The sequence below is a fragment of the Nonomuraea sp. JJY05 genome (genome assembly GCF_043496855.1).
In the GTDB taxonomy this organism is placed as follows: domain Bacteria; phylum Actinomycetota; class Actinomycetes; order Streptosporangiales; family Streptosporangiaceae; genus Nonomuraea.
The window spans coordinates 11,900-33,497 of sequence record NZ_JBIEIS010000041.1; the positions used below are offsets into that span (position 1 = coordinate 11,900).

Sequence of the window (21,598 nt, forward strand, 5' to 3'; positions counted from 1 at the left end):
ATGACGCAGACTCTGCCGCCCCGTACCGGCACCCGCGATGAGCAGCGCGAACGCGTGTCCACCCGGCCCGCGCAGGTCCTGATCCGCGCCGCCGCGCGGGGAGCGATCGGCTCCATGGCGATGTCCGGGCTGCGGCAGTTCACGACGGCGATCGGCCTCGTGGCGAAGGTGCCGCCCGAGGCCGTGCTGGAGCGCACTATCCCGCGCTTGTTCCGCCGGGTGCGCCATCAGCGGCGCCCCGCGATGGTGGAGCTGGCGCACTGGGGGTACGGCACGGCCGGAGGGGCGCTGTACGGGCTGCTGCCGCACGCGGTCCGCCGCCACCCCTGGGCGGGACCGGCGTACGGCGTCGCGATCTGGGTCGCCTTCGAGGCGGCCATCGCGCCCACCCTCGGCCTGCCGCGCCACCCCCGCACCACGCCGGAGCGCCTGGCGCTGCTGGCCGACCACCTGCTGTACGGGGTCGTGGTCGGCGCCTCCCCGTGGCCTCACCGGGACGTGCCGGAGAGCCCCATGGAGTGATCGCCGAGCCGGTCCCGGGCGGCGGCGACGGCCACCTGGCCGAGGCTGATGCCGCCGTCGTTGGCCGGCACGCCGGAGTGGGTGAGCACCCGGAACCCGGCCTCGCCCAGCCGGTCCACCGTGCGCCGCAGCAGCAGGAGGTTCTGGAAGACACCGCCGGACAGGGCGACCGTCGTCAGCCCCGTCCCGTCGCGCAGCATCAGGCAGCAGCGCACGATGAGATCGCGCACGCCGTTGTGGAAGCGGGCGGAGATGACCGGCACGCCGACGCCCGCGGCCAGATCCGCCATGGCGGCCCGTACCAGGTCCGAGCCGGCCGCCACCAGCACGCCGCCGTCGCGCGAGACGGCAGCCGGGTAGCCGCCGCGCTCGGCGGGGTCGGCGAGCTGCTCCAGCTCGATCGCGGCCTGCCCCTCGTAGGTGATGGTGTCGCGCACGCCGAGCAGCGCCGCCACGGCGTCGAACAGGCGGCCCGCGCTCGACGTCAGCGGCGCGGCCTGCCCGCCGCGCCGGGCCAGCGCGCTCACCTGCCCCCACCGCCGCCGGTTGCGCCGCGCCACGGCCAGCGCCTCACCGTCCCCGTCCAGGTACGCGGCGGCCATCCGCCACGGCTGCCTGACGGCCGCGCCGCCGCCCGGCATCGACACGGGCGCCAGATGCCCGGCCCGCTCGAACGTGACCAGGTCGGCCAGCAGGAACTCGCCGCCCCACAGGGTTCCGTCGAGCCCGTAGCCGAGCCCGTCGAACGCGACCCCGATCACCCGGCCGTGCTCGCCGTTGTCGGCCAGGCAGGCGGCGATGTGCGCGTGGTGGTGCTGGACGGCGACCAGCTCGACGTTTGGCAGGCCCAGGGCATGCTTGGTGGACAGGTACTCCGGGTGCAGGTCGTGGGCCACCACCTCGGGACGTACGTCGAACAGCGCGGCGAAATGCTCGATGCCCTCGACGTACGACCGGAAGGTCTCGTAGTCCTCCAGGTCGCCGATGTGCGGGGAGACGAACGCGTGCCGGCCCTTCGCCAGGCAGAAGGTGTTCTTCAGCTCGGCGCCGCAGCCGAGGATCGGCCGGGGCGCCTCCCCGGCCAGCGTGAACGGGCGCGGAGCGTGGCCGCGCGAGCGCCGCACGGCCATCCCCTTCCCTCGGAAGGGCCGCACCACCGAGTCGTCGGCGCGCAGGTGGATCGGCCGGTCATGCGTGAGGAACGCGTCCGCGATGCCGCCGAGCCGCTCCAGGGCGTCGCGGTCGTCGTACGCGATCGGCTCGTCCGAGCGGTTGCCGCTGGTCAGCACGATCGGGGCGGCCACGCCGGCGAGCAGCAGGTGGTGCAGCGGCGTGTAGGGCAGCATCAGCCCGAGCTGCCGGCTTCCCGGCGCGACCGCCCCGGCCACCGCCGCGTCCGGGAGGCGCGGCAGCAGGACGACCGGCCCGGCGCGGTCGGTCAGGAGCGCGGCGCCGGCCTCGTCCACCTCGCACAGCCGCCGGGCCGCGGCCAGGTCGGCGACCATGACCGCGAACGGCTTGTCCTCGCGCCGCTTGCGCCGCCGCAGCTCGGCGGCGGCGCGCTCGTCGGCGGCCGGCACCGACAGGTGGTAGCCGCCGAGCCCCTTCACCGCCAGCACCCCGCCCTGGCGCAGCACCTCCACGGCGCCGGCCAGCGGGTCGCCCGCCGCGCCGGCGAGCCTGAGCGCGGGACCGCACGCCGGGCAGCAGATGGGCTGCGCGTGGAAGCGCCGGTCGGCCGGATCGTGGTACTCGGCCAGGCAGCCGTCGCACATGGCGAACCCCGCCATCGTGGTCAGCGGCCGGTCGTACGGCATCGCCCGCACGATCGTCAGCCTCGGCCCGCAGTTGACGCAGTTGACGAACGGGTAGCGGTAGCGCCGGTCGGCGGGGTCGGCCAGCTCCGCCAGGCAGTCGGCGCAGGTCGCGATGTCGGGCGAGACCAGCGTGCGTGACGCCCCTGACGGGTCGCTCGCGACGATCTCGAACCGGCCGCCCGCACGGACCGTACGGGAGGCGACGGTCACCCGCTCGATCGCGGCCAGCGGGGGCGCGTCGCGCTCCAGCCGTACCAGGAACTCCGCGATCTGGCCGCGACCGCCCTCCAGCTCGACGAAGACGCCGTGGGCGTCGTTGCCCACCCGGCCCGCCAGCCCGAGCCGCGTGGCCAGCCCGTGCACGAACGGCCGGAAGCCCACCCCCTGAACGACGCCCTCGACCCGGACCCGCACCCCCATCGGGCCAGTCTGCAACGAGAACGGCCCGGACTGAATCACCTCGTCGGCGAGGCGGCGGACCGCTCACGCGGGCAGGACGTCGTCGAACTCCACGTAGAGGTGCCGGGGCCCGCGCAGGCCCGGGTTCGGCCGGTACGGCGGCGGGTCGCCGGCCAGGCGCGGATTGACCAGCCGCCGCGCGAGCTCGCCCAGCGCGAGCTGCGTCTCCAGCCGGGCCAGCGGGGCGCCGAAGCAGTAGTGGATGCCGCTGCCGAAGCCGAGGTGCTGGTTGTCCTGCCGGTCGGGGTCGAAGCGGTCGGGATCGGGGAAACGGGCGGGGTCACGGCTGCCGGCGGCGAGCACGAGGCTGATGACGGCGCCTTTCGGGATCGTGGTGCCCGCGATGTCGATGTCGGCCAGCGCGGAGCGCCGGAGGCTGAGCAGCTGCACCGGCGGCTCGAAGCGGAGCAGCTCCTCCACCGTGCCGATGACCAGGTCGGGCTCGTGGCGCAGCCGGTCCAGCACGCGGGGGTTGCGCAGCAGGGTGAGCACGCCGTTGGCGACGAGGTTGACGGTGGTCTCGTGGCCGGCGACGAGCAGCGTCGAGGCGGCGCTCAGCAGCTCCTCCAGCCGCAGGTCGATGGCCGGGTCGGTGACGATCGCCGAGAGCAGGTCGTCGCCCGGCCGCCGCCGGTGGGCCTGCACCAGCTCTTCCATGTACGCGCCCAGCTCCGTCCTGATCTCCATGTTCCGCCGCTCCCGCTCGCCGATGGTCCCGGTCGTCGGGTCGACGGTCTCGATGATGGCCTGCGACCAGCGGTGGAAGCGGGGCTCGTCCTCGCGCGGCACGCCCAGCAGCTCGCAGATCACCGTGACCGGCATCGGATAGGCGAAGTCCTCGACGATGTCGACCCGCCTCTTCCCGGCGAACCCGTCGATCAGGTCCGTGACGATCCGCATGATCCGGGGCGCCATGCCGTCGACCCGGCCGGGGGAGTGGGGCGGCCCGAAGTGCCGCATCATCATGGAGCGGATCCGGTCGTGGTCCGGCGGGTCCAGTCTGATGAAGGACGACGGCAGCGCAGTCCCCGACTCACGCTCGGCGGCGATCTCGGGGATGTTGCGGACGTCGGAGCTCACGCGGGGGTCGTGCAGCAGCGCGACGATCTCCCGGTAGCCGCTGACCACGTAGCCGCCGTCCGCCTGCCGGGCCACCGGGGTCCTGCGGAGCTCGCTGTAGAGCGGGTACGGATCGGCGCGGTTGGCGTGGTCGAGGATCCGCTCGTAGACGCTCGCCGCTGCTACTTCCTCCGCCATATGAAGGCTCCCTGATGTGCTCGCTCGGTGTGGTTCAGTGCCGGGGCTGCAGCGTCACGCGGCGCTCGTCCGGGTTGTGGCCGGTCAGCACCACGGTCGCGCCGTAGGCGGGGGAGACCCGCTGCGGTACGTCGGCCGGCATGACCTGGATGCCGTCGGGCCGTCCGACCATGCCGGGGCCGGGCGGGAACGGCGCGGCCCGCTCGATCTGCGCCTGGTAGAAGTCCAGCCACATCGCCTGGTCGAAGGCGACGGCGGCCGTGATGCGGCCCCGGTTGCCGTAGACGGCGACGAACCGGCGCTCGGCGACCGAGCCCTGCGCGATGACCACCTCGTCGGCGAAGGTCGGCACCCCGACGGACTTGATGTTGACGCCGAACTGGGCGGACCAGAAGACCGGCAGGGACACGTGCGGCCAGCGGTCGCTCTCGGCGCTGATCATGTTGTGCGCCGCGACCTGGGCCTGGGTCACCGCGTTGCCCCAGTGTTCGAGGGACAGGAACTGGTACTCGTACACCGGGTGCGGGAAGCGCGCCACGTCGCCGGCGACGAAGACGTTGTCGGTGACCAGGGCGTTGACGTCGAACGCGCGGCAGCCCGCGTCGCAGGCGACGCCCCACACCCCCGCGGCCAGCCCGGAGCCCTCCAGCCATTCGACGTTGCGCTCCGCGCCCAGCGCCGCCACCACCACGTCCACGTCGAGCGTGGTGCCGTCGGACAGGCGCGCGCGGCGCAGCCGCCCGTCCCGGTCTCCTTCGAGCGCCTCGACGCTGACCCCGCAGCGCAGGTCCACGCCGTGATCGCGATGCATGTCCGCCGCGATCGCCCCGATCGTCCCGCCCAGCGCGCCGACCAGCGGCGCCTTCCCGCGCTCGGTGACGGTGACGTCCAGCCCCAGCTCGCGGCAGACGGAGGCGATCTCCGACCCGGTGAAGCCGGCGCCGATGATCAGCACGCGCCCGGGGCCCGCGATCAGCCGCTCCCGCAGCCGGGCCGCGTCCTCGTTGGTGCGCAGCACGAACACCCCGTCCAGGGCGGCCTCCTGCGGGTTCGGCCAGGACCGGGCGCGTGCTCCCGTGGCGATCAGCAGGCGGTCGAAGTCCACCTTCCGGCCGTCCGCGAGGCGAACCTGCCGGGCCGCCAGGTCCAGCCCGGTCGCCGCCTGCCCGAGCAGCCATTCGGCCTCGAACTCGGCCCGCCGCGGCAGCGCGGTGTCGTCGGCGGCCACCTGCCCGGTCAGGACCTGCTTGGACAGCGGCGGCCGGTCGTACGGCTCGTACGGCTCCGCGCTGATCAGGGTCAGCGACCCGGCGTAGCCCTCCCTGCGAAGTGTCGCCGCCGCCCGCAGCCCGGCCAGCGAGGCGCCCACGATGACGATGCGGCCGACCTCCACGGGCCTCTTCCCGTTCACCGGCCTGGGCGGGGCGGCCTTCGCGGGCCTGCCGAGCGTGTGGACCTGGTCGACCACCAGGGCCTGGACCGGGCAGGCCGCGGCGGCGCGCAGGACGCGGGTGCGCTTGGAGTCGTCCGGGTGGAGCTCGTACATGAGGGCTTCGGAACGGCGCATCGCGAAGACATCCGGCGCGAGGAAGGCGCACTGCCCGTAGCCCTCGCAGCGGGTGAGATCAACGACGACTCTCATCTGGCTCGCCCTCTTCTGGCATGTAGTGAGGCGATTACTGTAAGTAATCACCGGTGGCATACCCATTGCGGTCATAGCCACACCAAACGCCCGCCGGGTCAGCGGGAGGCGGTCAGCGCCAGCACGTCCGCGAGCTGGCGCGGCGTCGGCAGGATGCGCAGGGCCTCGTCGATCTCGCGTTCCGCCCACTCCCGGTGGCGTCGCTCGGCTCCCGGGTCGAGCGCGATGCGGGTCTGGGCCAGCAGGAAGTTCAGGCGGCCCGCCAGCAGCATCGAGAAGTCCGCGGCCTGCGTGATGCGGCCCGGCCCGCCGTCGCGCACGTAAGCCTCATACATCGTCCCCATGGCGTCGAGATCCGCGTCCGGGCCCTCGCAGAACCAGTCGAACAGCGCCCTGGCCAGCTCCCGCCCCGGCGCGGCCGGGCCGAGGTTGTCCCAGTCGACGACCACCAGGGCGCCGGCAGGGCCGGCCAGGACGTTCTCCGGGTGCAGGTCGCGGTGGCAGACGATCAGCTCGGCGGGATCGGCCGGCCCGACCGCCGCGCACAGCTCGGGCAGCGTCGCCAGCCGGTCGGCCAGCCGCCCGGCCCAGTCCGCGCCACCTGCGTCCACCCGCGCCCAGTCCCGCTCGGCCGGGACCTGGTGGTACCAGGCGGCCGGCGGCCCGCCGCCGGCCTCCGCCGTCGCGGCGGGAGCACATCGGTGCAGGCGCGCCAGCAGCGCCCCGAGCTCTCGCGGCGTGGCCCGCGCCGCGAGATCGACCGGCCGCAGGTCCACCCAGTCGTACAGGCGCAGCCACGTCCCGCCGCCGGGGGCGCTCAGCAGGTGGCGGCCCGCGCGGTCGGGGTGGCTGGCCGGCAGCCGCACTCCCGCCTCGGCCGCCCGCCGCGCGAACGCCAGCTCCGCCTCGATCAACGCCTCCGACGGCGGCTCGCCGAAGATCTCCTTCAGCGCGTACCGGGCCGGGCCCACCTCCAGGCGCCAGATCTGCCCCAGCGCGCCCCGCGGCCCGGCCGACACCACGACGTCGGCGTCCCATCCGAACGCCTCGCGCACATGCGCGACCAGCTCCGTGACCACGCTCACCCCTCCGCGGCGGGATCCGTGCGTCCCCAGTATGAACCGCCACGCCCGCATTCACTCGGCTGTCATCCGTATATGTCATGATCCACGAGTTCTCACGGATCTTGTGACAGGAGAAGGATGACTGCATCAGCGCGCCGCGCGCTTCGCGCCGCTCTCGCGGGCGGCCTGGCCGCGGCCGTGGCGATCTGGCCGGTGGCGGCACCCGCGCAGGCGGCCGTTGCCGCCGCCGTCTCGGTGGACTTCACCAAGCCGGTTCGTACGCTGTCCGCCGGCGACTACGGCGTCGGCATCACCGGGTACGGCGAGGGCTCGTACATCACGAACGACTCCCGGCACCGCGAAAACCTGCGCAACCTCAAAGCGGGCCGGATGCGCATAGAGCTGCACTACCAGGAGCCGGGTAACCCCTCCAGCCCGATCGTGTGCGGCGGGTACAAGTGCGACACGACCATCACGGGCGACGCCTGGATCGCGGCCATCCGCGACCTGGGCGCCGAGCCGGTCGTCATCCTCCAGGTGGACGGCCGCCAGACCGCCGAGGTGAACCGGGACGACGCGGTCGCCCTCTACCGGCACTTCGCCGCCTCGGGCACGCCGGTGCGGCGTTTCATCCTGGGCAACGAGCTCAACTGCACCTGCACCCCGGAAAAGCCGGAAATGTCAGCATCTGAGTACAGCCGGCGCTTCAACCTGATCACCGACGCCCTCGACGCCGTGGACTCCGCCGTCCGCGTCGGCGGCCCCGCCACGGCCTGGAACGACCTGTCGTACATCAGGACGTTCCTGGAGGGCTCGCGGGACCGGGTCGACTTCCTCGACTACCACGACTACGGCAACGGCCAGGACCCCATCACCGACGAGGACCTCCTCGGCGCCGCCATCCGCAGCTACGAGACGGACCTGAAGGAGGTCGGCGCGCTGGCCGAGTCCGTGCTCGGCCGCAAGATCGACCTGCAGATCGGCGAGTTCAACTCCGACTTCGACGACCCCGACGGCCACCGTACGCTGACCCACTTCAACACGCTGTGGGGCGCGGCGGCGCTGGGCCAGATCCTGCACGCCGGAGCCGCCGCCTACCAGTACGGCGACAAGAACGGCCAGCTCGGCCTGACCAGCACGAAGGGCGAGGGCGGCATCCAGCGCAGCGAGCCGCTGCCCATCTACCACGGCATCGGCATGTTCACCGGCGAGGGCCTGTTCCGCCCGTTCGGCACGACCATGGTGCAGGCGACGGCCGACACCGACCAGTTGTACGCGTTCGCCTCGGACGCGGCCAAGAACGTCGTCCTGGTCAACGTCGGCGCCCAGCCGCTGGAGACCAAGCTCACGTTCACCGGCCTGACGGCGGGCACGGCCGCGATCTGGCAGAGCACCTCCGACACGTGGGCCCCGCACCGCACCGGCACGGCCGCCGTCGCGGGCGGCTCCGCGACGCTCACGCTCCCCGCGCGCTCGGCCACGACCCTGGTCATCGACCAGCAGGGCCTGTCCGCGACCTACTTCGACAACGCCGACCTGACCACGCCCAAGCTGACCCGGATCGACCCGGCGGTGGACTTCGACTGGGGCGCGAACGCCCCCGACCCGGCCGTGTCCGCCGACACGTTCAGCGTGCGGTGGACCGGCAAGGTGATCGCCGAGCGGGCCGAGACGTACACGTTCATCACCACGAGCGACGACGGCGTGCGGCTCTGGGTGGACGGCACGCTCCTCGTGGACAACTGGACGGACCACTCCAAGCGCGACGACAGCGGCCAGATCGCGCTCAGCGCCGGGGCGCACAACCTCAAGATGGAGTTCTACGACAGCGGCTACGACGCCATCGCCCAGCTGCACTGGTCCAGTCCCACCGTACAGCGGCAGATCATCCCCACGGCGAACCTGCTCGCCGGCTGAGCCTGTGAGCCCCCGGCCGGGGGCTCACAGCACCCTGGCGAGCGCCTCCTGGACGGCGGCGCGGACCGTGGCGGGATCCTCGAGGTCGAAGCCGACCACGAGCCCGTCCCTGAGCAGCAGGAGGATGTCGGCGGTCCGCTCCGGGTCGGCGTGGCCGTCGGCGGCGAGGAGGTCGCGGTAGAGTCCGCGGACCCAGTGACGGTATTCGTTGATGGCCTGCCGTACGGGGTGGCCTGGGTCGGGATACTCGGCCGCCGTGTTGACGAACGGGCAGCCGCGATAGGTGGTGCCCGCGCCGAACTCGCACATGTAGGCGAAGATCTCCAGCAGCTTCTCGCGCGGCGAAGTGGCCCGCAGGGCCGCGACCAGGGTGCGCTGCAGCGAGGTCTGCTGGACCACGTAGGCGCGGACGAGGTCGTCCTTGCCCGGGAAGTGGTGGTAGAAGGTCGCCTTGGCGACGCCCGCCTCGGCGATGATCCGGTCGATCCCGACCGAGTGGACGCCCTCCGTGTAGAACAGGCGCGTCGCGGTCTCGAGGACGCGCTCGCGCGCCGGGCTGGGGCGACGGCCCTCCAACGTTTCTGCGCTCACGAGTTGACGATACCAGACAGACCTGTCTACTCTCAGGTTCAGCAGCAGACAGACAGGTCTGTCTAAACGAAGGGCAACGAACATGAGCATCTACACCGCCATCGCCACCTCCGCCGGCCGTGACGCCCGCGCGGTCTCCTCGGACGGGAAGCTGGACGTCAAGCTGGCCATGCAGAAGGAGCTGGGCGGCGACGGCGAGGGCACCAATCCCGAGCAGCTCTTCGCCGCAGGCTACGCCGCCTGCTTCGCCTCGGCGATGCGGCTCGTGGGCGCGCAGCAGAAGCTCGACGTCTCGGACGCGTCGGTCACGGCCGAGATCGGCCTGTCGCCCAACGGCAAGGGCGGCTTCCAGCTCGACGCCACGCTCCGGGTCGAACTGCCCGACTCCATCGCGCCGGAGGCGGCCCGGGCGCTCGTCGAGGCCACCCACCAGGTGTGCCCCTACTCCAACGCCACCCGCGGCAACATCCCCGTCAACCTGGTCATCGAGTAGCGGGATCGTCGGGGCGGCGGGTGACGGCCTCGATCTCCTCGGCGATCTTCCACAGCGGCGTGCGGCGGGTGGTGAGGACGACCATGACCTCGTCCGCGGCGGCCTCGGCCGCGAGGCCGTCCACCCAGGGGCCGAGGGCCTTGGTCACCTCCGAGATCGCCGCCGCGAGCCGCGCGCGTACGTCCCCCCGGCCGCCGGAGCGCAGCCAGCCCCGCAGCACGTGGTTGTGCGCGGCCACCACGGCGGCGGAGGCGACCTCGTGGCGCAGCCGGAACTCCTGCCCGCCGTCCTGCGCGCGGCGGCCGTCCATGTAGCCGACGAAGGCCCGCTGGTAGCGGCTGATGGCGGCGATCTCCCACTCGCGCAGCGCCGGCACCCGCCGCGTCAGCTCGTACCGCTTGACGGCCGTCTCCGGGTCCTCGGCGTACATGTCCAGGACGATCCCGGCGGCGTCCGCGATCACGAGGAGCGGCGAGCGCAGCGGAGAGGCCTCCTGGAGGAACTCCGTCACCCGCCCCAGGCACGCGTCGTGGTCGGGGAGGATCGCGTCCTCCTTCGTGCGGAAGTGCCGGAAGAACGTCCGTCTGGCCACTCCGGCGGCCTTGGCGATCTCGTCCACCGTGGTCGCGTCGAACCCGGCGTCGAGCGACAGGCTGATGGCCGCGGACATCAGCTCCCGCCGCGCGTCTCGCCTCGCGGACATCTGCTCCCTTCCATCCGCCTGTCGGGGTGATTCACCGTACACCCGCTCTGGCGTCATGTCACTGAGTGCCTTATCTTGAGTCACTGAGTGCCTGTCCTTGAGTTGGGAGAAGCGAATGAGCCTGGCCGGCCACCTGCACGACGTGGCGGAGGAGTACCCCATGCTCCGCGAGGCGATCAGGGCCCTCGCCGAGGAGAAGATCGCCCCGCGCGCCGCCGCCGCGGACGAGAACGAGGAGTTCCCCTGGGAGGTCTACAAGGACCTCGTCGCGGCCGACTTCCACGCCGTGCACATCCCCGAGCAGTACGGGGGCGCCGGGGCGGACGCGCTGGCCACGGTGATCGTCATCGAGGAGGTCGCCCGCGCGTGCGCCTCGTCCTCGCTGATCCCGGCCGTCAACAAGCTCGGCACGGTCCCGCTCCTGCTGTCGGCCTCGGAGGAGCTGAAGTCCCGCTACCTGCCGGCGGTGGCCAGCGGCGAGGCGATGTTCTCGTACGCGCTGAGCGAGCCGGAGGCGGGCTCGGACGCGGCGTCGATGAAGACCCGGGCGGTCCGGGACGGCGACGACTACGTCCTCAACGGCACCAAAATGTGGATCACCAACGCCGGGGTGTCGGAGTACTACACCGTGATGGCGGTGACGGACCCGTCGGCCGGCGCGCGCGGAATCTCCGCCTTCGTCGTCGAGAAGTCCGATGAGGGCGTCTCCTTCGGCCCCAAGGAGAAGAAGCTCGGCATCAAGGGCTCGCCCACCCGCCAGGTGATCCTGGAGGACGTCCGCGTCCCCGCCTGGCGCATGATCGGCGCGCCGGGCACCGGCTTCAAGACCGCCCTGGCCACCCTTGACCACACCCGCGTCACCATCGCCGCCCAGGCGCTCGGCATCGCCCAGGGCGCGCTCGACTACGCCATCGGCTACGTCAAGGAGCGCCGCCAGTTCGGCCGCCCGATCGCCGACTTCCAGGGCCTGCAGTTCATGATCGCAGACATGGCCATGAAACTGGAGGCGGCCCGGCAGCTCACGTACGCGGCCGCGGGCATGTCCGAGACGGCCATGCGCGGGACGCCGGTCAAGGAGCTGACCTTCTTCTCCAGCGCCGCCAAGTGCGCGGCCTCCGACGCGGCCATGGAGATCACCACGGACGCCGTCCAACTGCTCGGGGGGTACGGCTACACGCGGGACTATCCGGTGGAGCGGATGATGCGCGACGCCAAGATCACCCAGATCTACGAGGGCACCAACCAGATCCAGCGCATGGTGATGGCCCGCCAGCTCTTGAAGTAGGCGGTTGACGTGCGGGGATCCGGCTCTTCTTGGGCGGTGGGCCGGGTCCGCTGAAACCCGGGCTGATCTTCGCTCTCGGCCTGTTCCGTCCCTATTCCGTGATCTTTACAGGACGGCTCAAGGAGTGCCAGCATCACGCGGCATGGACGTCGACGAATTCTGGGACCTGATCGAGCGTTCCGGCCATGAGACTGACACGAGGAAAGCGCGTGTCGCGTGGTTGGAGGGCGAGCTTTCCCGTCGACCGGTCGATGAAATCATCGACTATGACGTCTGGTGGACGATCACTCAGAATCGCGGCTGCACCGTCGATCTGTATGCGGCGTACTGGTTCGTGTTCGGCAGCGGTTCGCTCGACGGCTTCGAGTACTTCGTGAACTGGCTCGTCAGTCTGGGGCGCGAGACGTTCGAGTCCGTCACCGACTGCCCCGATCGGCTGATCGAACTTCCTGAGGTGCTCCACCTGCTGGAGTTGGAGGAGTCGTATGCCAACTCCACGAAGCGCCGGCCATCGGATCCGGAGCAGATGAGGGAAGAAGAGCCGGAATTCGAAGTTCTGGCCTACGTGCACTACGACGCCTACGAGCGGGTGACAGGACACGGGGCGGACGGGCTTGGCGAAGCCGCGGAGGCTCGTGGCGTTTCCGGTGATTTCCCGCTGGTTTCCAGTGGTCCCCGCGGCGAGCAATGGGATTTCGATGATGAGCAGGAGTTGGCTCGCAGGCTTCCCCGGATAGCCCGCTACCTGGACCTATGAAGATCCGATAGTTGCCGCTCCTGAGGCGTTCAACACTCGCATACTGCCGGAAAGCCCTCGTCGACAGGCTTGCTGGCCGACGAAGGGCTCCGGGATCGCCATGCGGATGCGGGAAGGCGGGCCATCTGTCAGCGCCCAAATGAGTCACGGTCTAACCAGATGGTCAGAATCAGCTGCGCAGGGTCCACCGCTGGTTGGCCTGTCCGTTGCAGGACCACAGGATGAGTTTCGTGCCGTTGGCGGTACCCGCCGCGTTGGCGTCCAGGCACAGCCCCGACTGCACGCCGGTGATCGTGCCGTTGGAGTTGACGTTCCACTGCTGGTTGGCCTGGCCGTTGCAGTCCCAGATGATTACCTGGGTGCCGTTGGTGGTGCCCTGCCCGTAGGCGTCCAGACACTTGTTGCCGTACACCTGCAGGCTCTTGCCCGATGTGTAGGTGAACCGCTGGTTGGTGCCGCTCCCGCAGTCCCACAACTGCACCTGGGTGCCGTTGGCAGTGCTGGAGTTCGGCACCTCGACGCACCGGCCGGACTGGCCGCCCACGATCTGGACGCCCTGCTGCGGGTTGCCGCCGCCCGCTGGCGCGTAGCCGGCGGCGGCGATGTTGGCCTGTACGGCGTCCTCGGTGGCGGCGCTCGGATAACCGGAGGTCAACACGCCCTCGAAGAAGGTGCCGCGGCCCGAGACGCTGTTGTCGCCGCCGATGCCGAGCAGGATGGCGCCTTCCTTCTTCATCGGGTGGTAGCCGTTGGGGCGCCGTCCGTCGAAGTAGGTCGTCAGGCCGCCCGACTGTGCGTTGCCGCCCCGGATCGCCCAGTGGTTCGGCTCGCCCTTGACGATGGCGGTGACGAAGCGGTGGTTGATGGGCGCGAGGTTGTTGTAGCCCGCGTTCACGCCGGAGAACAGTCCCCACTCCAGGTCGGCCATGATCCAGGGGCCGGCTCCGGCCCCGTAGCCCCACTGTTTGTCGGCGCCGAAGTAGACGGTCTCCATGATGGCGGGGGAGTCGGCCTGGCCGTCCGTCTGGGCGTTGCCGTAGTCGAAGCAGCACCACTCGTTGTAGTGCGTGCCGTCGACGACGGCGTAGATGCCCTCGGGCTGGTCGCCGGTCGCGACGCCGTTGGTGTTGTTGTTGCGGTAGCCGGTGCCGGGCTCTACGCGGACGCCGTACGCCTTCTGGCCGCCGATGGTGATCGGGGCCGCCTTCGCGTCGGCGAGGTTGTCCCATCCGCCAGGGGCAGGACCCTTCCAGTAGCCGGGAGGCGCCTGGGTGAGGCGGTTATTGCGGCCGGACTGGTCATAGATGATGGTGATGAGGCAGGTCGTGTTGGCGCAGAAGGAGTCCTGGGCGGCGGCGTCGACGACTCCACCCGCGCTCAGCACGCCGATGTCGCGGGTCGTGTTGTCCGAGGCCCGCCGGACCTGGTACAGGGGGCCGTTGTAGGCGCCGTACAGAGCACGGGTCGTGCTGTGCGCCGCCACACACGGCGTCCCGCCCGCGGCGTAGATGTCACACGACTGCGATGTCGCGGCCTGGGCTGTACCACCGCCAACCAGGCAGGCGGCGGCGATCAACGTGCTCGCCCCGGCCGCGAGCGCCCTTCTCAGGCTCCCGGAAAGCATCATGCCTTCTTCTCTCGATCGGGAATCGAAATCGGACGGCGCCGACACGGCGGGCCTGCTAGGTAGTGTTAACGCTAACATTGATTCTCGCCCGACATCAATTCGCGGTTAACAGTAGTGGGGAGTCAATCCAATGAAGGTCCCGGCGTCAAGAACGTGGATCAAATCTCCCGGACGCCCGGGTGCCGTCGGCGCGCCGCCTGGGCTCTTACCGTGACGCGTTCGCACCGTTGCGAGGAGATGTCGTGAAACTTTCATCCCCCGCGTCCGCCGGGAGGTGAACGTCGCCCGCCTCAGCGGACCGCCGTCCGGCGGCTGTGAGCGGGATGCCGGTGGCGTCGGCGATTAATTGGTGCTTGCTTCCCGTCCTCGATCAACCGGGCTCGGGCCGGTCTGCGGCCTCCTTTTTAGGGCTCTAATAAGAGCGTGACTCATTTGGAGATCGCTCGTGGATGAGTCGTGGAAGCGTTCTTACAGCGGTTGGTGCCGGATGAGTTATGGGAGCTATTCCAGCGAGTGGTTCCGCCATCGCCGACCAGGCCCCAAGGTGGCGGGCGGCGGCGGGTGAACGATCGTCTGATCCTGGCGGCGATCGTGTACGTGGCCATCACCGGCTGCGCCTGGCGGCAGCTCCCTGCCCGTCTTCGGAGCCTCCTGGCAGACGACGTCACGCTGGGTGGTCGAGCGGACCGTGTGCGCCGCGAGGCGCTCTGTTGTATCCCCGGCTGAGCCGGGAGGGACTTGGAGGGAGGTTTCTGGGCCGAATGGCTGACCTGGATCCGAAAGGTGAAGGGGACAATAGCATGCCAGGAAATCCGGCGGCCGAGCCCAGAGGTCTGGGACGGGGTGCCGGAGGGGCCCGCGTGATATGGCGAAAGCTTGATTGCCTGAATCCTAATCTCCAGTCGATGCAAGTTCCCATCTGCCGGAAAGACCTTTGAAACCGGTGCCGTGCTCTGCGTTGGCTTCGATTGTCGGCTGATGCAACCTCCGGAGTGCGGGGCGACGCCCAGCGAGGGTGTTCAAGGAGATGAGTGGGACGCCTACGTCACGCTGTCACGTGCAACAGAGACGAACGCGGGATCGCCTGTCGGGCGCGAGCCCTATGGCGACGGAGGCCTCGTAGTAGTCGCCGGAGTCACGACCGGCCAGGGAGGGCGGAAAAGCCGTCTACATGGGCGAAGGAGGCCAGGTGATCGGACACCACCAGATCGGGAGGTATGCGTAATGCAGAGCGCCGCAACGGTGCTGGGTGTCCTGCGTGAACGCGGCAGGCGTGGCCTGCCATGTGAAGGACTGTATCGGCAACTGTTCAATCCGCAGTTATATCTCTTGGCTTACGGACGCATCTATGCCAACCATGGCGCGATGACGCCCGGAGTCACGCAGGAAACCGTGGACGGCATGTCCGTGCGGAAGATCGAAGGCATCATTGATGCGATGCGCCACGAGCGCTATCGATTCCGTCCGGTCCGGCGGGTGCATATCCCGAAAAAGAACGGGAAGACGCGTCCGCTGGGGCTGCCGACCTGGTCGGACAAACTCGTCGGCGAAGTCGTGCGTCTGTTGCTTGAGGCGTATTACGAGCCGACGTTCTCCGACCGGTCTCACGGGTTTCGGCCACGGCGAGGCTGTCATACCGCGCTGCGGGAGATCGCCAACACCTGGACCGGGACGGCCTGGTTCATCGAGGGAGACATCGCCGACTGCTTCGGGTCGTTGGACCACGACCTGATGATCAAGATTTTGTCGGAGAAGATCCACGACAACCGGTTCCTGCGGCTGGTGCGTAACATGCTCAGGGCCGGATACCTGGAGGACTGGAAATGGGGAGCCACCTTGTCGGGCGCTCCTCAAGGCGGGGTCGCCTCGCCGATCCTGTCCTCGATCTACCTGCACAAGCTGGATGTGTTCGTCGAGACGGTTCTGATTCCGGAGTACACCCGAGGGGGACGCAGGGCTCGCAATCCTGCCTACCTCGACCTGCAGAACCAACTGGCCAAAGCCCGCCGACGCGGCGACCGAGCCGAGGCTCGGACACTACGGCGACGGATGGTCAGCCTGCCCAGCGCCGACCCGGGCGATCCGGAGTATCGACGGCTGCGCTACTGCAGATACGCAGATGACCATCTGCTCGGGTTCACCGGACCCAAGGCCGAAGCCGAGGAGATCAAACAGCGGCTGACGACGTTCCTGCGCGACGAACTCAAGCTGGAACTGTCGGCGGACAAGACGCTGATCACCCACGCCCGCACCGGCGCGGCCCGGTTCCTCGGCTATGAGATCACCATCCAGCACAACAGCAGCAAGACCACCCGACGTCGCAGGACGGTCAACGGGCAGGTCGCGCTGCGGATACCCCTGGATGTGATCAAGGCCAAAGCCAACCCCTACCTGCGGCACGGCAAACCCGCCAAGCAGAAGGCCCTGACCAACGGCGCCGACTACACCATCGTCGCAACCTACGGGGCCATCTACCGGGGCATCGTCCAGTACTACCTGCTGGCCGGAGACGTCTTCCGGCTTCACCGGCTGCGCTGGGTCATGGAGACCTCGATGCTCAAGACCCTGGCAGGCAAGCACCGCTCGTCGGTGTCGAAGATGGCGGCCAAGCATAAGGCCAAGATCTCCACACCGCACGGGCCGCGCACCTGCTTCGAGGCATGCCTCGAACGCCCTGGCAGGCAGCCACTGGTCGCACGGTTCGGTGGGATACCACTCCATCGGCACAAGACGGCGACGGTCATCGACCGCCAGCCGATCCGGGTCGACTATCCGCACAAAGAGCTGCTCACCCGGCTCCTGGCGGACATCTGCGAGATCTGCCAGCACAAGGGCGAGGTTCAGGTCCACCACGTCCGCGCGCTGAAAGACCTCGGCGCACCCGGGCCGCTCCAGCCCCAGTGGGCCAAAGCCATGGCCAACCGGCGACGAAAGACCCTCGTGGTCTGCGCCGCCTGCCATGACCAAATCCACGGGCAACCTGCTTCACCGTTCACGCAGTAGTCACTGGAGAGCCGGATGATCGGGAAACCATCAAGTCCGGTTCGGCGGGAGGCCGAGCGGAAAAGGATCAGCCCCGGCTGACACCTCGTCGCTCGGCCGACCCATCCTCCTGGCTGGCCGGCTGCCGACGCCTGCACCGCCACTACGAACGCCGGGCCGACCACTTCGCATCCTTCGTCGCGATCGCCGCCGCCCTTATTTGCTACCGCCGACTCACCAAATGAGACGACGTCTTAAGAAACGGGAAGAACTCAAACGCCGAGTAGGCATTGTGGTCCTGACACCCGCGGAGGTCCTGCAGACGTTGCGTCTGCAGTAGACCAGCCCGTCTGGAAGCAGCCTCGACGTCGACCGCACCACGCCGTCCCAACGCTTGGCGCCTTCAACGGCCCGGGAGGCGGAACAGACGGTCATCGATCGCCTGTCTGGCACGATCATGTGAGCCCGGCATCATGTGAGCGTAGACGCGCAGGGTGAAGCCGGGATCGGCATGCCCGAGATACTCGGCAAGCTCTTTGACCGAGACCCCGCCGGCGAGCATGACGCTGGCGTAGTAGTGACGAAGCTGGTGAAGCCCTTCCTTGCGGGAGGTGACGAAGCGGGCGCGTTGGCGTGAGTCCCTAGCGGGGCCGGGAATCACGCCGGCCTTTACGAGGGTGGGCTTCCACACGGTCTCGCTGTAGCTCCTGGCCTTGATGAAGCGGTCGTCCGTCCATCGGAACAGCAAGTTGTGCGTGCGAAGCTTGCCGTCCACCTTCTCCCAGGGCAGAGAGCAAGCCAGCGGGGGATAGGTCGAGACGTGCCGCTTGATGGCCTCGGCGGCCCAGTCGGGCAGCGGTACGACCCGCTCACGGTCGTTCTTCGGGAGGGCGAAGACGTGGTCGGCTCCTAACTTCTTGATTTGCCGTCGTACACGGAGAAGGCGCTCCTCGAAGTCGATGTCTTCGAGGGCCAGGCCGAACAGCTCACCCTGCCGTAGTCCGCATGCGGCTCCGAGCATCGGGAGCAGACGGAAGAGGGCGGGGTGAGCGTCGATCAGGGCGTGGACCCGTTCGTCCGACCACGCTGTGATCTCTTCCGCGGTGCGCTTCGGCACCTGAACGATCGGCGACTTGGCGGGACTTCGCTTGATCGCCTCGTCGGCGACGGCCAGGTCGAGGACGCCCTGCAGGACCAGGAAGGCCGTCTGTACGGTCGAGGTCTCGAAGCGGCTGCTCAGGCCGCTGATCCACGCTTGGATCTGCGACGGCTTGATGCTCTTCACCTGACGCTTGGCGAAGGTCGGCGCGACGTGGAGGCGGTGGATGTACTCGTACCGGATCTTGGTCGAGGGGTCCACGATGCGTGAGGCGAGCCACCGTTCGGCGAGGTCGGCGAAGAGCACCTTGCCGGCACTCGGGTCGATGTAGTCGCCGCGGGCGATGTCGGCGCCCATGGCGGCGATCTTGCGTTCGGCGTCGGCCTTGCGGTCGTACGCGGTCGAACGTTCCTTGCCGTCGGGGTCCACCCAGACGGCGAGCCAGCGCTTGCCCTTGCCGTGGCGTGCGGTCTTGACCTTCTGCGACTTGCCGTCCGGGGTCCGGATGGTCTTCGTCCACAGGTCCTTGACGAAGGCCATGGGCTACTCCTGGTCCTGGACCCAGGACATGACGTCCTCGGGCACATAGCGCAGGTGACGGCCGATCTTGCGGCCTCTGGGGCCTGTGCGGTGGTGCCGCCATTGGCAGAGCGTGGCGACCGGAACACCGAGGAAGGTTGCTACGTCCTCCACAGTCCAGAGCTTGGCGAGAGTACTCATAGGCACCCTCCAGTGATGGCAGCGACCGGGAGTTGATCGCCGAGGGAGTGGCCCTTGCCTGCGTACTCCCATTCGCTGATGACGAGGACGCTGTCTTCGTCGAAGAGGGGGAGGCGGCCGGTGGTGATGTCGTTGTCTCGGGCGTGGTGTTCGCGTTCGGCTCGGATGTCGCCGAGGGTGGTGGAGTAGTGGCGGGAGCGGGTCGAGAAGTGGCCGCGGAAGCCGAGCATGTGGGCCCAGTTGGTGAGGCGGAGTTCGGCGAGGTCGGGTTCGCTGCCAAGGCGCATGCAGGTGGTGATGAGGCGGCGGGCGTGGTCACGCAGGTTGTACAGCTCCAGGTCGCGCATCCGTGGCGCAACGAGTCGCGAACTCGCTGCGCGGTGAGTTCGCCATCGCCGAGAACCGCAAGGTAGGCGGCGGTGAAGGTGTCACCCGCGCCGACCGTGTCGACAAGTTCGACGACGGGTGCGGGGCAGGTGATCACGAGTCACCGAGGATCGCCGACCGCCGTCGCCGCCCCGGGTCACCACGACCAGGCGCTTCCCCGGCCACGCCGCCCAGCGTCGCGCCGCGTCCAGGCCCGGCTCGCCCGGATACAGCCAGGCCAGGTCCTCCGCGCTCACCTTGACCAGTCGCGAGAGCCGTACGCAGTCCTCGACCGACGTCAGTGCGGATGCCCGGTCGCCGATGAGCGAGGTGCGAATGTTGGGGTCGTAGGAGACGACGATTCCCGCTTCGGCAGCGGCCCGCATCACCTCCCGGACATGCCTGGCGCCGGGCTCGACGAGCGTGGCCAGCGATCCTGTGTGCAGGCAGGTGACGCCGTCGAGCGAGACCGGGCCGGAGAAGCGCCAGTCGAACCGGAAGTCGTAGGACGCCGACCCGCCCTCGCCGATCCTGGCGAAGGCCAGGCTGGTCGCGGCGCTCGGGACTATCTCGGCAGGCCCGACTCCGTGTCTGCCGAGATGGTCCCGCAGCAGGTCGCCGAAGAAGTCGTCGCCCATCTCGCTGGCGAATCGCACTGGCTGCCCGAGCGTGGCAAGCGCGACCGCGACGTTGAGCGGGCTGCCTCCCGCGACGGCGCTGAACCGCCGTGCGTCAGGAGAGCCGATCAGGTCGACGAGGCTCTCGCCGATCACCAGGAACGTCATGTGCCTCCCTTCATGCCGGCGACATGGTGACATTTGATGAATCGATTCCGCAAGGCCGGAGGCTGGTTTCGGGAGGATTGCGGGGAAGTTTCGCTCGTCCTCTTGACCTGCTTCGATGCAGGGAGCTACGTTTGCGCAAACGTTTTTGCTCTGCGGCGGTCGGGGGTGCACCGCATGAGCCCCGGGCTGACGGGAGAGAGCACCATGTCTCACAACTCAGGCCTGTCCCGGCGCGACCTGTTGAGGTGGACGGGCGTGTCGGGCCTGGCGGTAATGGCCACGGCGTGCGGCGCCGGCGGGACGACGAGCGGATCGGGCGCAGGCGGCGCCAAGGCCCTCAGCGTCCTGGTCGAGGCGGGCGGCAAAGCTGAGCTGACGAAGGTCGCCGAGGCGTTCACCACGAAGACCGGCGCGAAGGTGACGTTCATCGAGTTGCCGTACGACGGCCTGTTCAATCGGTTGTCCGGTGAGCTGTCCTCCGGCGCCCTCAGTTTCGATGTGGCCGCCCTGGACGCGATCTGGCTGCCCGCGTTCGCGGGGGCCGTACGCCCCTTGACCGAGCTGTTCACGGCGGACGTCAAGGCTGACCTGTTCCCGGCCCTCGTGACCGAGGCGCAGGTCGGCGGCACGTTCGTCGGCATGCCCGTGTGGACCAACGCCGAGATCCTCTTCTACCGCAAGGACCTGTTCGAGGACTCCGGCGAACGGGCCGCCTTCAAGAAGAAGTACGGCCGCGAGCTCGCCCCGCCCACGACGTGGGAGCAGTTCAACGACGTGGCGGCCTTCTTCACCCGCGGCGGCACGCTGTACGGCACAGACGTCAAAGGCGCCGTCGAGACCGAATGGCTCGCGCACGTGCTGCAGGCCGGGTCGCCGGGCATGGTCCTGGACGCCTCCGGCCACGTCATCGTCGACAACGAGCAGCACCTGAAGGCGCTGACGTTCTACAGCGACCTGAACAACAAGCTCAAGGTGAGCCCGCCCGGTGCCGGGCAGCTTGATTGGGCGGGCGCGCAGAACCTGTTCAACCAGGGCAAGACGGCGATGATGCGGTTCTGGGCGCACGCATTTCCGCTCATCCCGAAGGACTCCCCGGTGCACGGCAAGGTCGGGGTCGCGCCCATGATCGGAGGAGCGGCGGGCGTGGCAGGCGTCCCCGGTCCCTGGTACCTGTCAGTGCCCAAGGCCGGCAAGCAAGCCGACCTGGCCACCGAGTTCGTCAAGTTCGCCTATGACAACAACGCGATGGCGATCGAGTCCTCACTCGGGCTGGCGGCTCGGAAGTCGGCATTCGAGCAGTACGCCGACAGGCCCGGCTACGAACATTTCAAGCCGCTGCTGGAGACCCTCAACGCGACAGCCACCAAGCCACGTCCGGCGACGGCCAAGTGGCAGCAGATCGTGGACACCGTGCTGATCCCGATGCTGCAGCAGTCGCTCACCCCGAACGCCGACTACGCGGCCCTGCTGGCCGCCGCCAAGAGCAAGGTCCAGAGCCTTGCCAAGTGAATT

Annotated in this window: 18 protein-coding genes and 3 pseudogenes; 9 read left to right on the forward strand and 12 right to left on the reverse strand. The window is 69.3% G+C overall.

The window, feature by feature from the left end; all coding sequences use genetic code 11:
* Complete coding sequence (locus ACFKCF_RS45745; protein ID WP_394501647.1) at positions 1 to 522, forward strand: hypothetical protein; 522 nt, start codon at positions 1 to 3, stop codon at positions 520 to 522.
* Here the strand turns inward: ACFKCF_RS45745 and hypF are convergent.
* The 4 genes from hypF to ACFKCF_RS45765 all read right to left on the reverse strand — a co-directional run bounded on the left by hypF (position 489) and on the right by ACFKCF_RS45765 (position 6,782).
* Positions 489 to 2,759 (reverse strand): carbamoyltransferase HypF, encoded by a 2,271-nt coding sequence (gene hypF, locus ACFKCF_RS45750; RefSeq protein WP_394501648.1) that lies wholly within the window; start codon positions 2,757 to 2,759, stop codon positions 489 to 491. The two genes, ACFKCF_RS45745 and hypF, sit on opposite strands and share 34 nt — an antisense overlap.
* 63 nt (positions 2,760 to 2,822) lie before the next feature.
* Complete coding sequence (locus ACFKCF_RS45755) at positions 2,823 to 4,055, reverse strand: cytochrome P450 (protein ID WP_394501649.1); 1,233 nt, start codon at positions 4,053 to 4,055, stop codon at positions 2,823 to 2,825.
* Between the two features lie 34 nt (positions 4,056 to 4,089).
* The gene (locus tag ACFKCF_RS45760; protein WP_394501650.1) at positions 4,090 to 5,697 is read right to left on the reverse strand and encodes an FAD-dependent oxidoreductase; all 1,608 of its coding nucleotides are present in this window, start codon (positions 5,695 to 5,697) and stop codon (positions 4,090 to 4,092) included.
* Positions 5,698 to 5,795: 98 nt separating this feature from the next.
* Positions 5,796 to 6,782 carry a phosphotransferase enzyme family protein gene (locus tag ACFKCF_RS45765; protein WP_394501651.1) on the reverse strand — a complete coding sequence of 329 codons (987 nt, stop codon included), beginning with the start codon at positions 6,780 to 6,782 and terminating at the stop codon, positions 5,796 to 5,798.
* A gap of 117 nt (positions 6,783 to 6,899) precedes the next feature.
* Here ACFKCF_RS45765 and ACFKCF_RS45770 point away from each other — a divergent pair, with 117 nt between their 5' ends.
* Positions 6,900 to 8,678, forward strand: a complete 1,779-nt coding sequence (locus tag ACFKCF_RS45770; RefSeq protein ID WP_394501652.1) for a PA14 domain-containing protein — start codon at positions 6,900 to 6,902, stop codon at positions 8,676 to 8,678.
* A gap of 24 nt (positions 8,679 to 8,702) precedes the next feature.
* Here the strand turns inward: ACFKCF_RS45770 and ACFKCF_RS45775 are convergent, their stop codons facing one another.
* On the reverse strand, positions 8,703 to 9,269 hold the full coding sequence (locus tag ACFKCF_RS45775; protein WP_394501653.1) for a TetR/AcrR family transcriptional regulator: 567 nt from the start codon (positions 9,267 to 9,269) through the stop codon (positions 8,703 to 8,705).
* Between the two features lie 82 nt (positions 9,270 to 9,351).
* Between ACFKCF_RS45775 and ACFKCF_RS45780 the strand changes: the two genes are divergently transcribed.
* Complete coding sequence (locus tag ACFKCF_RS45780) at positions 9,352 to 9,762, forward strand: organic hydroperoxide resistance protein (protein ID WP_364853122.1); 411 nt, start codon at positions 9,352 to 9,354, stop codon at positions 9,760 to 9,762.
* Here the strand turns inward: ACFKCF_RS45780 and ACFKCF_RS45785 are convergent.
* Positions 9,752 to 10,465 carry a TetR family transcriptional regulator gene (locus tag ACFKCF_RS45785; protein ID WP_394501654.1) on the reverse strand — a complete coding sequence of 238 codons (714 nt, stop codon included), beginning with the start codon at positions 10,463 to 10,465 and terminating at the stop codon, positions 9,752 to 9,754. The two genes, ACFKCF_RS45780 and ACFKCF_RS45785, sit on opposite strands and share 11 nt — an antisense overlap.
* Positions 10,466 to 10,580: 115 nt before the next feature.
* Here ACFKCF_RS45785 and ACFKCF_RS45790 point away from each other — a divergent pair, with 115 nt between their 5' ends.
* Together ACFKCF_RS45790 and ACFKCF_RS45795 are read left to right on the forward strand one after the other, a co-directional pair.
* On the forward strand, positions 10,581 to 11,750 hold the full coding sequence (locus ACFKCF_RS45790; protein WP_394501655.1) for an acyl-CoA dehydrogenase family protein: 1,170 nt from the start codon (positions 10,581 to 10,583) through the stop codon (positions 11,748 to 11,750).
* A gap of 142 nt (positions 11,751 to 11,892) precedes the next feature.
* Positions 11,893 to 12,507, forward strand: a complete 615-nt coding sequence (locus ACFKCF_RS45795) for a DUF4240 domain-containing protein (RefSeq protein WP_394501656.1) — start codon at positions 11,893 to 11,895, stop codon at positions 12,505 to 12,507.
* A 169-nt stretch (positions 12,508 to 12,676) separates the two neighbouring features.
* Here ACFKCF_RS45795 and ACFKCF_RS45800 read toward each other — a convergent pair whose 3' ends face one another.
* Positions 12,677 to 14,134 carry an arabinofuranosidase catalytic domain-containing protein gene (locus ACFKCF_RS45800; protein WP_394501657.1) on the reverse strand — a complete coding sequence of 486 codons (1,458 nt, stop codon included), beginning with the start codon at positions 14,132 to 14,134 and terminating at the stop codon, positions 12,677 to 12,679.
* 456 nt (positions 14,135 to 14,590) lie between these two features.
* On the opposite strand from ACFKCF_RS45800, the pseudogene ACFKCF_RS45805 reads away from it, so the two are divergent.
* The 3 genes and pseudogenes from ACFKCF_RS45805 to ACFKCF_RS45815 form a co-directional block, all read left to right on the forward strand.
* Positions 14,591 to 14,867: pseudogene (locus ACFKCF_RS45805) on the forward strand (transposase); the annotation flags it as partial.
* 491 nt (positions 14,868 to 15,358) lie between these two features.
* Positions 15,359 to 17,137: a reverse transcriptase domain-containing protein gene (locus ACFKCF_RS45810; protein WP_394501658.1), complete on the forward strand. Its 1,779-nt coding sequence runs from the start codon at positions 15,359 to 15,361 to the stop codon at positions 17,135 to 17,137.
* Positions 17,138 to 17,244: 107 nt separating this feature from the next.
* Positions 17,245 to 17,361 (forward strand): annotated as a pseudogene (locus ACFKCF_RS45815) (IS5/IS1182 family transposase); the annotation flags it as partial.
* 158 nt (positions 17,362 to 17,519) lie between these two features.
* Here ACFKCF_RS45815 and ACFKCF_RS45820 read toward each other — a convergent pair.
* The 5 genes and pseudogenes from ACFKCF_RS45820 to ACFKCF_RS45840 form a co-directional block, all read right to left on the reverse strand.
* The gene (locus ACFKCF_RS45820; protein WP_394501659.1) at positions 17,520 to 18,755 is read right to left on the reverse strand and encodes a tyrosine-type recombinase/integrase; all 1,236 of its coding nucleotides are present in this window, start codon (positions 18,753 to 18,755) and stop codon (positions 17,520 to 17,522) included.
* A gap of 3 nt (positions 18,756 to 18,758) precedes the next feature.
* Positions 18,759 to 18,935, reverse strand: coding sequence for a helix-turn-helix transcriptional regulator (locus ACFKCF_RS45825; protein WP_394501660.1), 177 nt, complete (start codon positions 18,933 to 18,935; stop codon positions 18,759 to 18,761).
* Positions 18,932 to 19,282: a replication initiator gene (locus tag ACFKCF_RS45830; protein WP_394501661.1), complete on the reverse strand. Its 351-nt coding sequence runs from the start codon at positions 19,280 to 19,282 to the stop codon at positions 18,932 to 18,934. The genes ACFKCF_RS45825 and ACFKCF_RS45830 overlap by 4 nt, the downstream gene beginning before the upstream one ends.
* Positions 19,283 to 19,293: 11 nt before the next feature.
* Positions 19,294 to 19,419, reverse strand: a pseudogene (locus ACFKCF_RS45835) (PfkB family carbohydrate kinase); the annotation flags it as partial.
* On the reverse strand, positions 19,364 to 20,086 hold the full coding sequence (locus ACFKCF_RS45840; RefSeq protein ID WP_394501662.1) for a PfkB family carbohydrate kinase: 723 nt from the start codon (positions 20,084 to 20,086) through the stop codon (positions 19,364 to 19,366). The pseudogene ACFKCF_RS45835 and the gene ACFKCF_RS45840, both read right to left, overlap by 56 nt.
* Before the next feature lie 204 nt (positions 20,087 to 20,290).
* On the opposite strand from ACFKCF_RS45840, the gene ACFKCF_RS45845 reads away from it, so the two are divergent.
* A complete protein-coding gene (locus tag ACFKCF_RS45845; protein WP_394501663.1) occupies positions 20,291 to 21,595 on the forward strand; it encodes an ABC transporter substrate-binding protein in 1,305 nt (434 codons plus the stop codon).
* Positions 21,596 to 21,598 lie beyond the last annotated feature (3 nt).

What these genes read in the sequence shown, in the direction of transcription:
- ACFKCF_RS45745 (WP_394501647.1), top strand. Translation starts at nt 1, where the DNA reads ATGACGCAGACTCTGCCGCCCCGTACCGGCACCCGCGATGAGCAGCGC.
- hypF (WP_394501648.1), bottom strand. Translation starts at nt 2,759, where the DNA reads ATGGGGGTGCGGGTCCGGGTCGAGGGCGTCGTTCAGGGGGTGGGCTTC.
- ACFKCF_RS45755 (WP_394501649.1), bottom strand. Translation starts at nt 4,055, where the DNA reads ATGGCGGAGGAAGTAGCAGCGGCGAGCGTCTACGAGCGGATCCTCGAC.
- ACFKCF_RS45760 (WP_394501650.1), bottom strand. Translation starts at nt 5,697, where the DNA reads ATGAGAGTCGTCGTTGATCTCACCCGCTGCGAGGGCTACGGGCAGTGC.
- ACFKCF_RS45770 (WP_394501652.1), top strand. Translation starts at nt 6,900, where the DNA reads ATGACTGCATCAGCGCGCCGCGCGCTTCGCGCCGCTCTCGCGGGCGGC.
- ACFKCF_RS45780 (WP_364853122.1), top strand. Translation starts at nt 9,352, where the DNA reads ATGAGCATCTACACCGCCATCGCCACCTCCGCCGGCCGTGACGCCCGC.
- ACFKCF_RS45785 (WP_394501654.1), bottom strand. Translation starts at nt 10,465, where the DNA reads ATGTCCGCGAGGCGAGACGCGCGGCGGGAGCTGATGTCCGCGGCCATC.
- ACFKCF_RS45790 (WP_394501655.1), top strand. Translation starts at nt 10,581, where the DNA reads ATGAGCCTGGCCGGCCACCTGCACGACGTGGCGGAGGAGTACCCCATG.
- ACFKCF_RS45795 (WP_394501656.1), top strand. Translation starts at nt 11,893, where the DNA reads ATGGACGTCGACGAATTCTGGGACCTGATCGAGCGTTCCGGCCATGAG.
- ACFKCF_RS45800 (WP_394501657.1), bottom strand. Translation starts at nt 14,134, where the DNA reads ATGATGCTTTCCGGGAGCCTGAGAAGGGCGCTCGCGGCCGGGGCGAGC.
- ACFKCF_RS45810 (WP_394501658.1), top strand. Translation starts at nt 15,359, where the DNA reads ATGCAGAGCGCCGCAACGGTGCTGGGTGTCCTGCGTGAACGCGGCAGG.
- ACFKCF_RS45820 (WP_394501659.1), bottom strand. Translation starts at nt 18,755, where the DNA reads ATGGCCTTCGTCAAGGACCTGTGGACGAAGACCATCCGGACCCCGGAC.
- ACFKCF_RS45825 (WP_394501660.1), bottom strand. Translation starts at nt 18,935, where the DNA reads ATGAGTACTCTCGCCAAGCTCTGGACTGTGGAGGACGTAGCAACCTTC.
- ACFKCF_RS45830 (WP_394501661.1), bottom strand. Translation starts at nt 19,282, where the DNA reads ATGCGCGACCTGGAGCTGTACAACCTGCGTGACCACGCCCGCCGCCTC.
- ACFKCF_RS45840 (WP_394501662.1), bottom strand. Translation starts at nt 20,086, where the DNA reads ATGACGTTCCTGGTGATCGGCGAGAGCCTCGTCGACCTGATCGGCTCT.
- ACFKCF_RS45845 (WP_394501663.1), top strand. Translation starts at nt 20,291, where the DNA reads ATGTCTCACAACTCAGGCCTGTCCCGGCGCGACCTGTTGAGGTGGACG.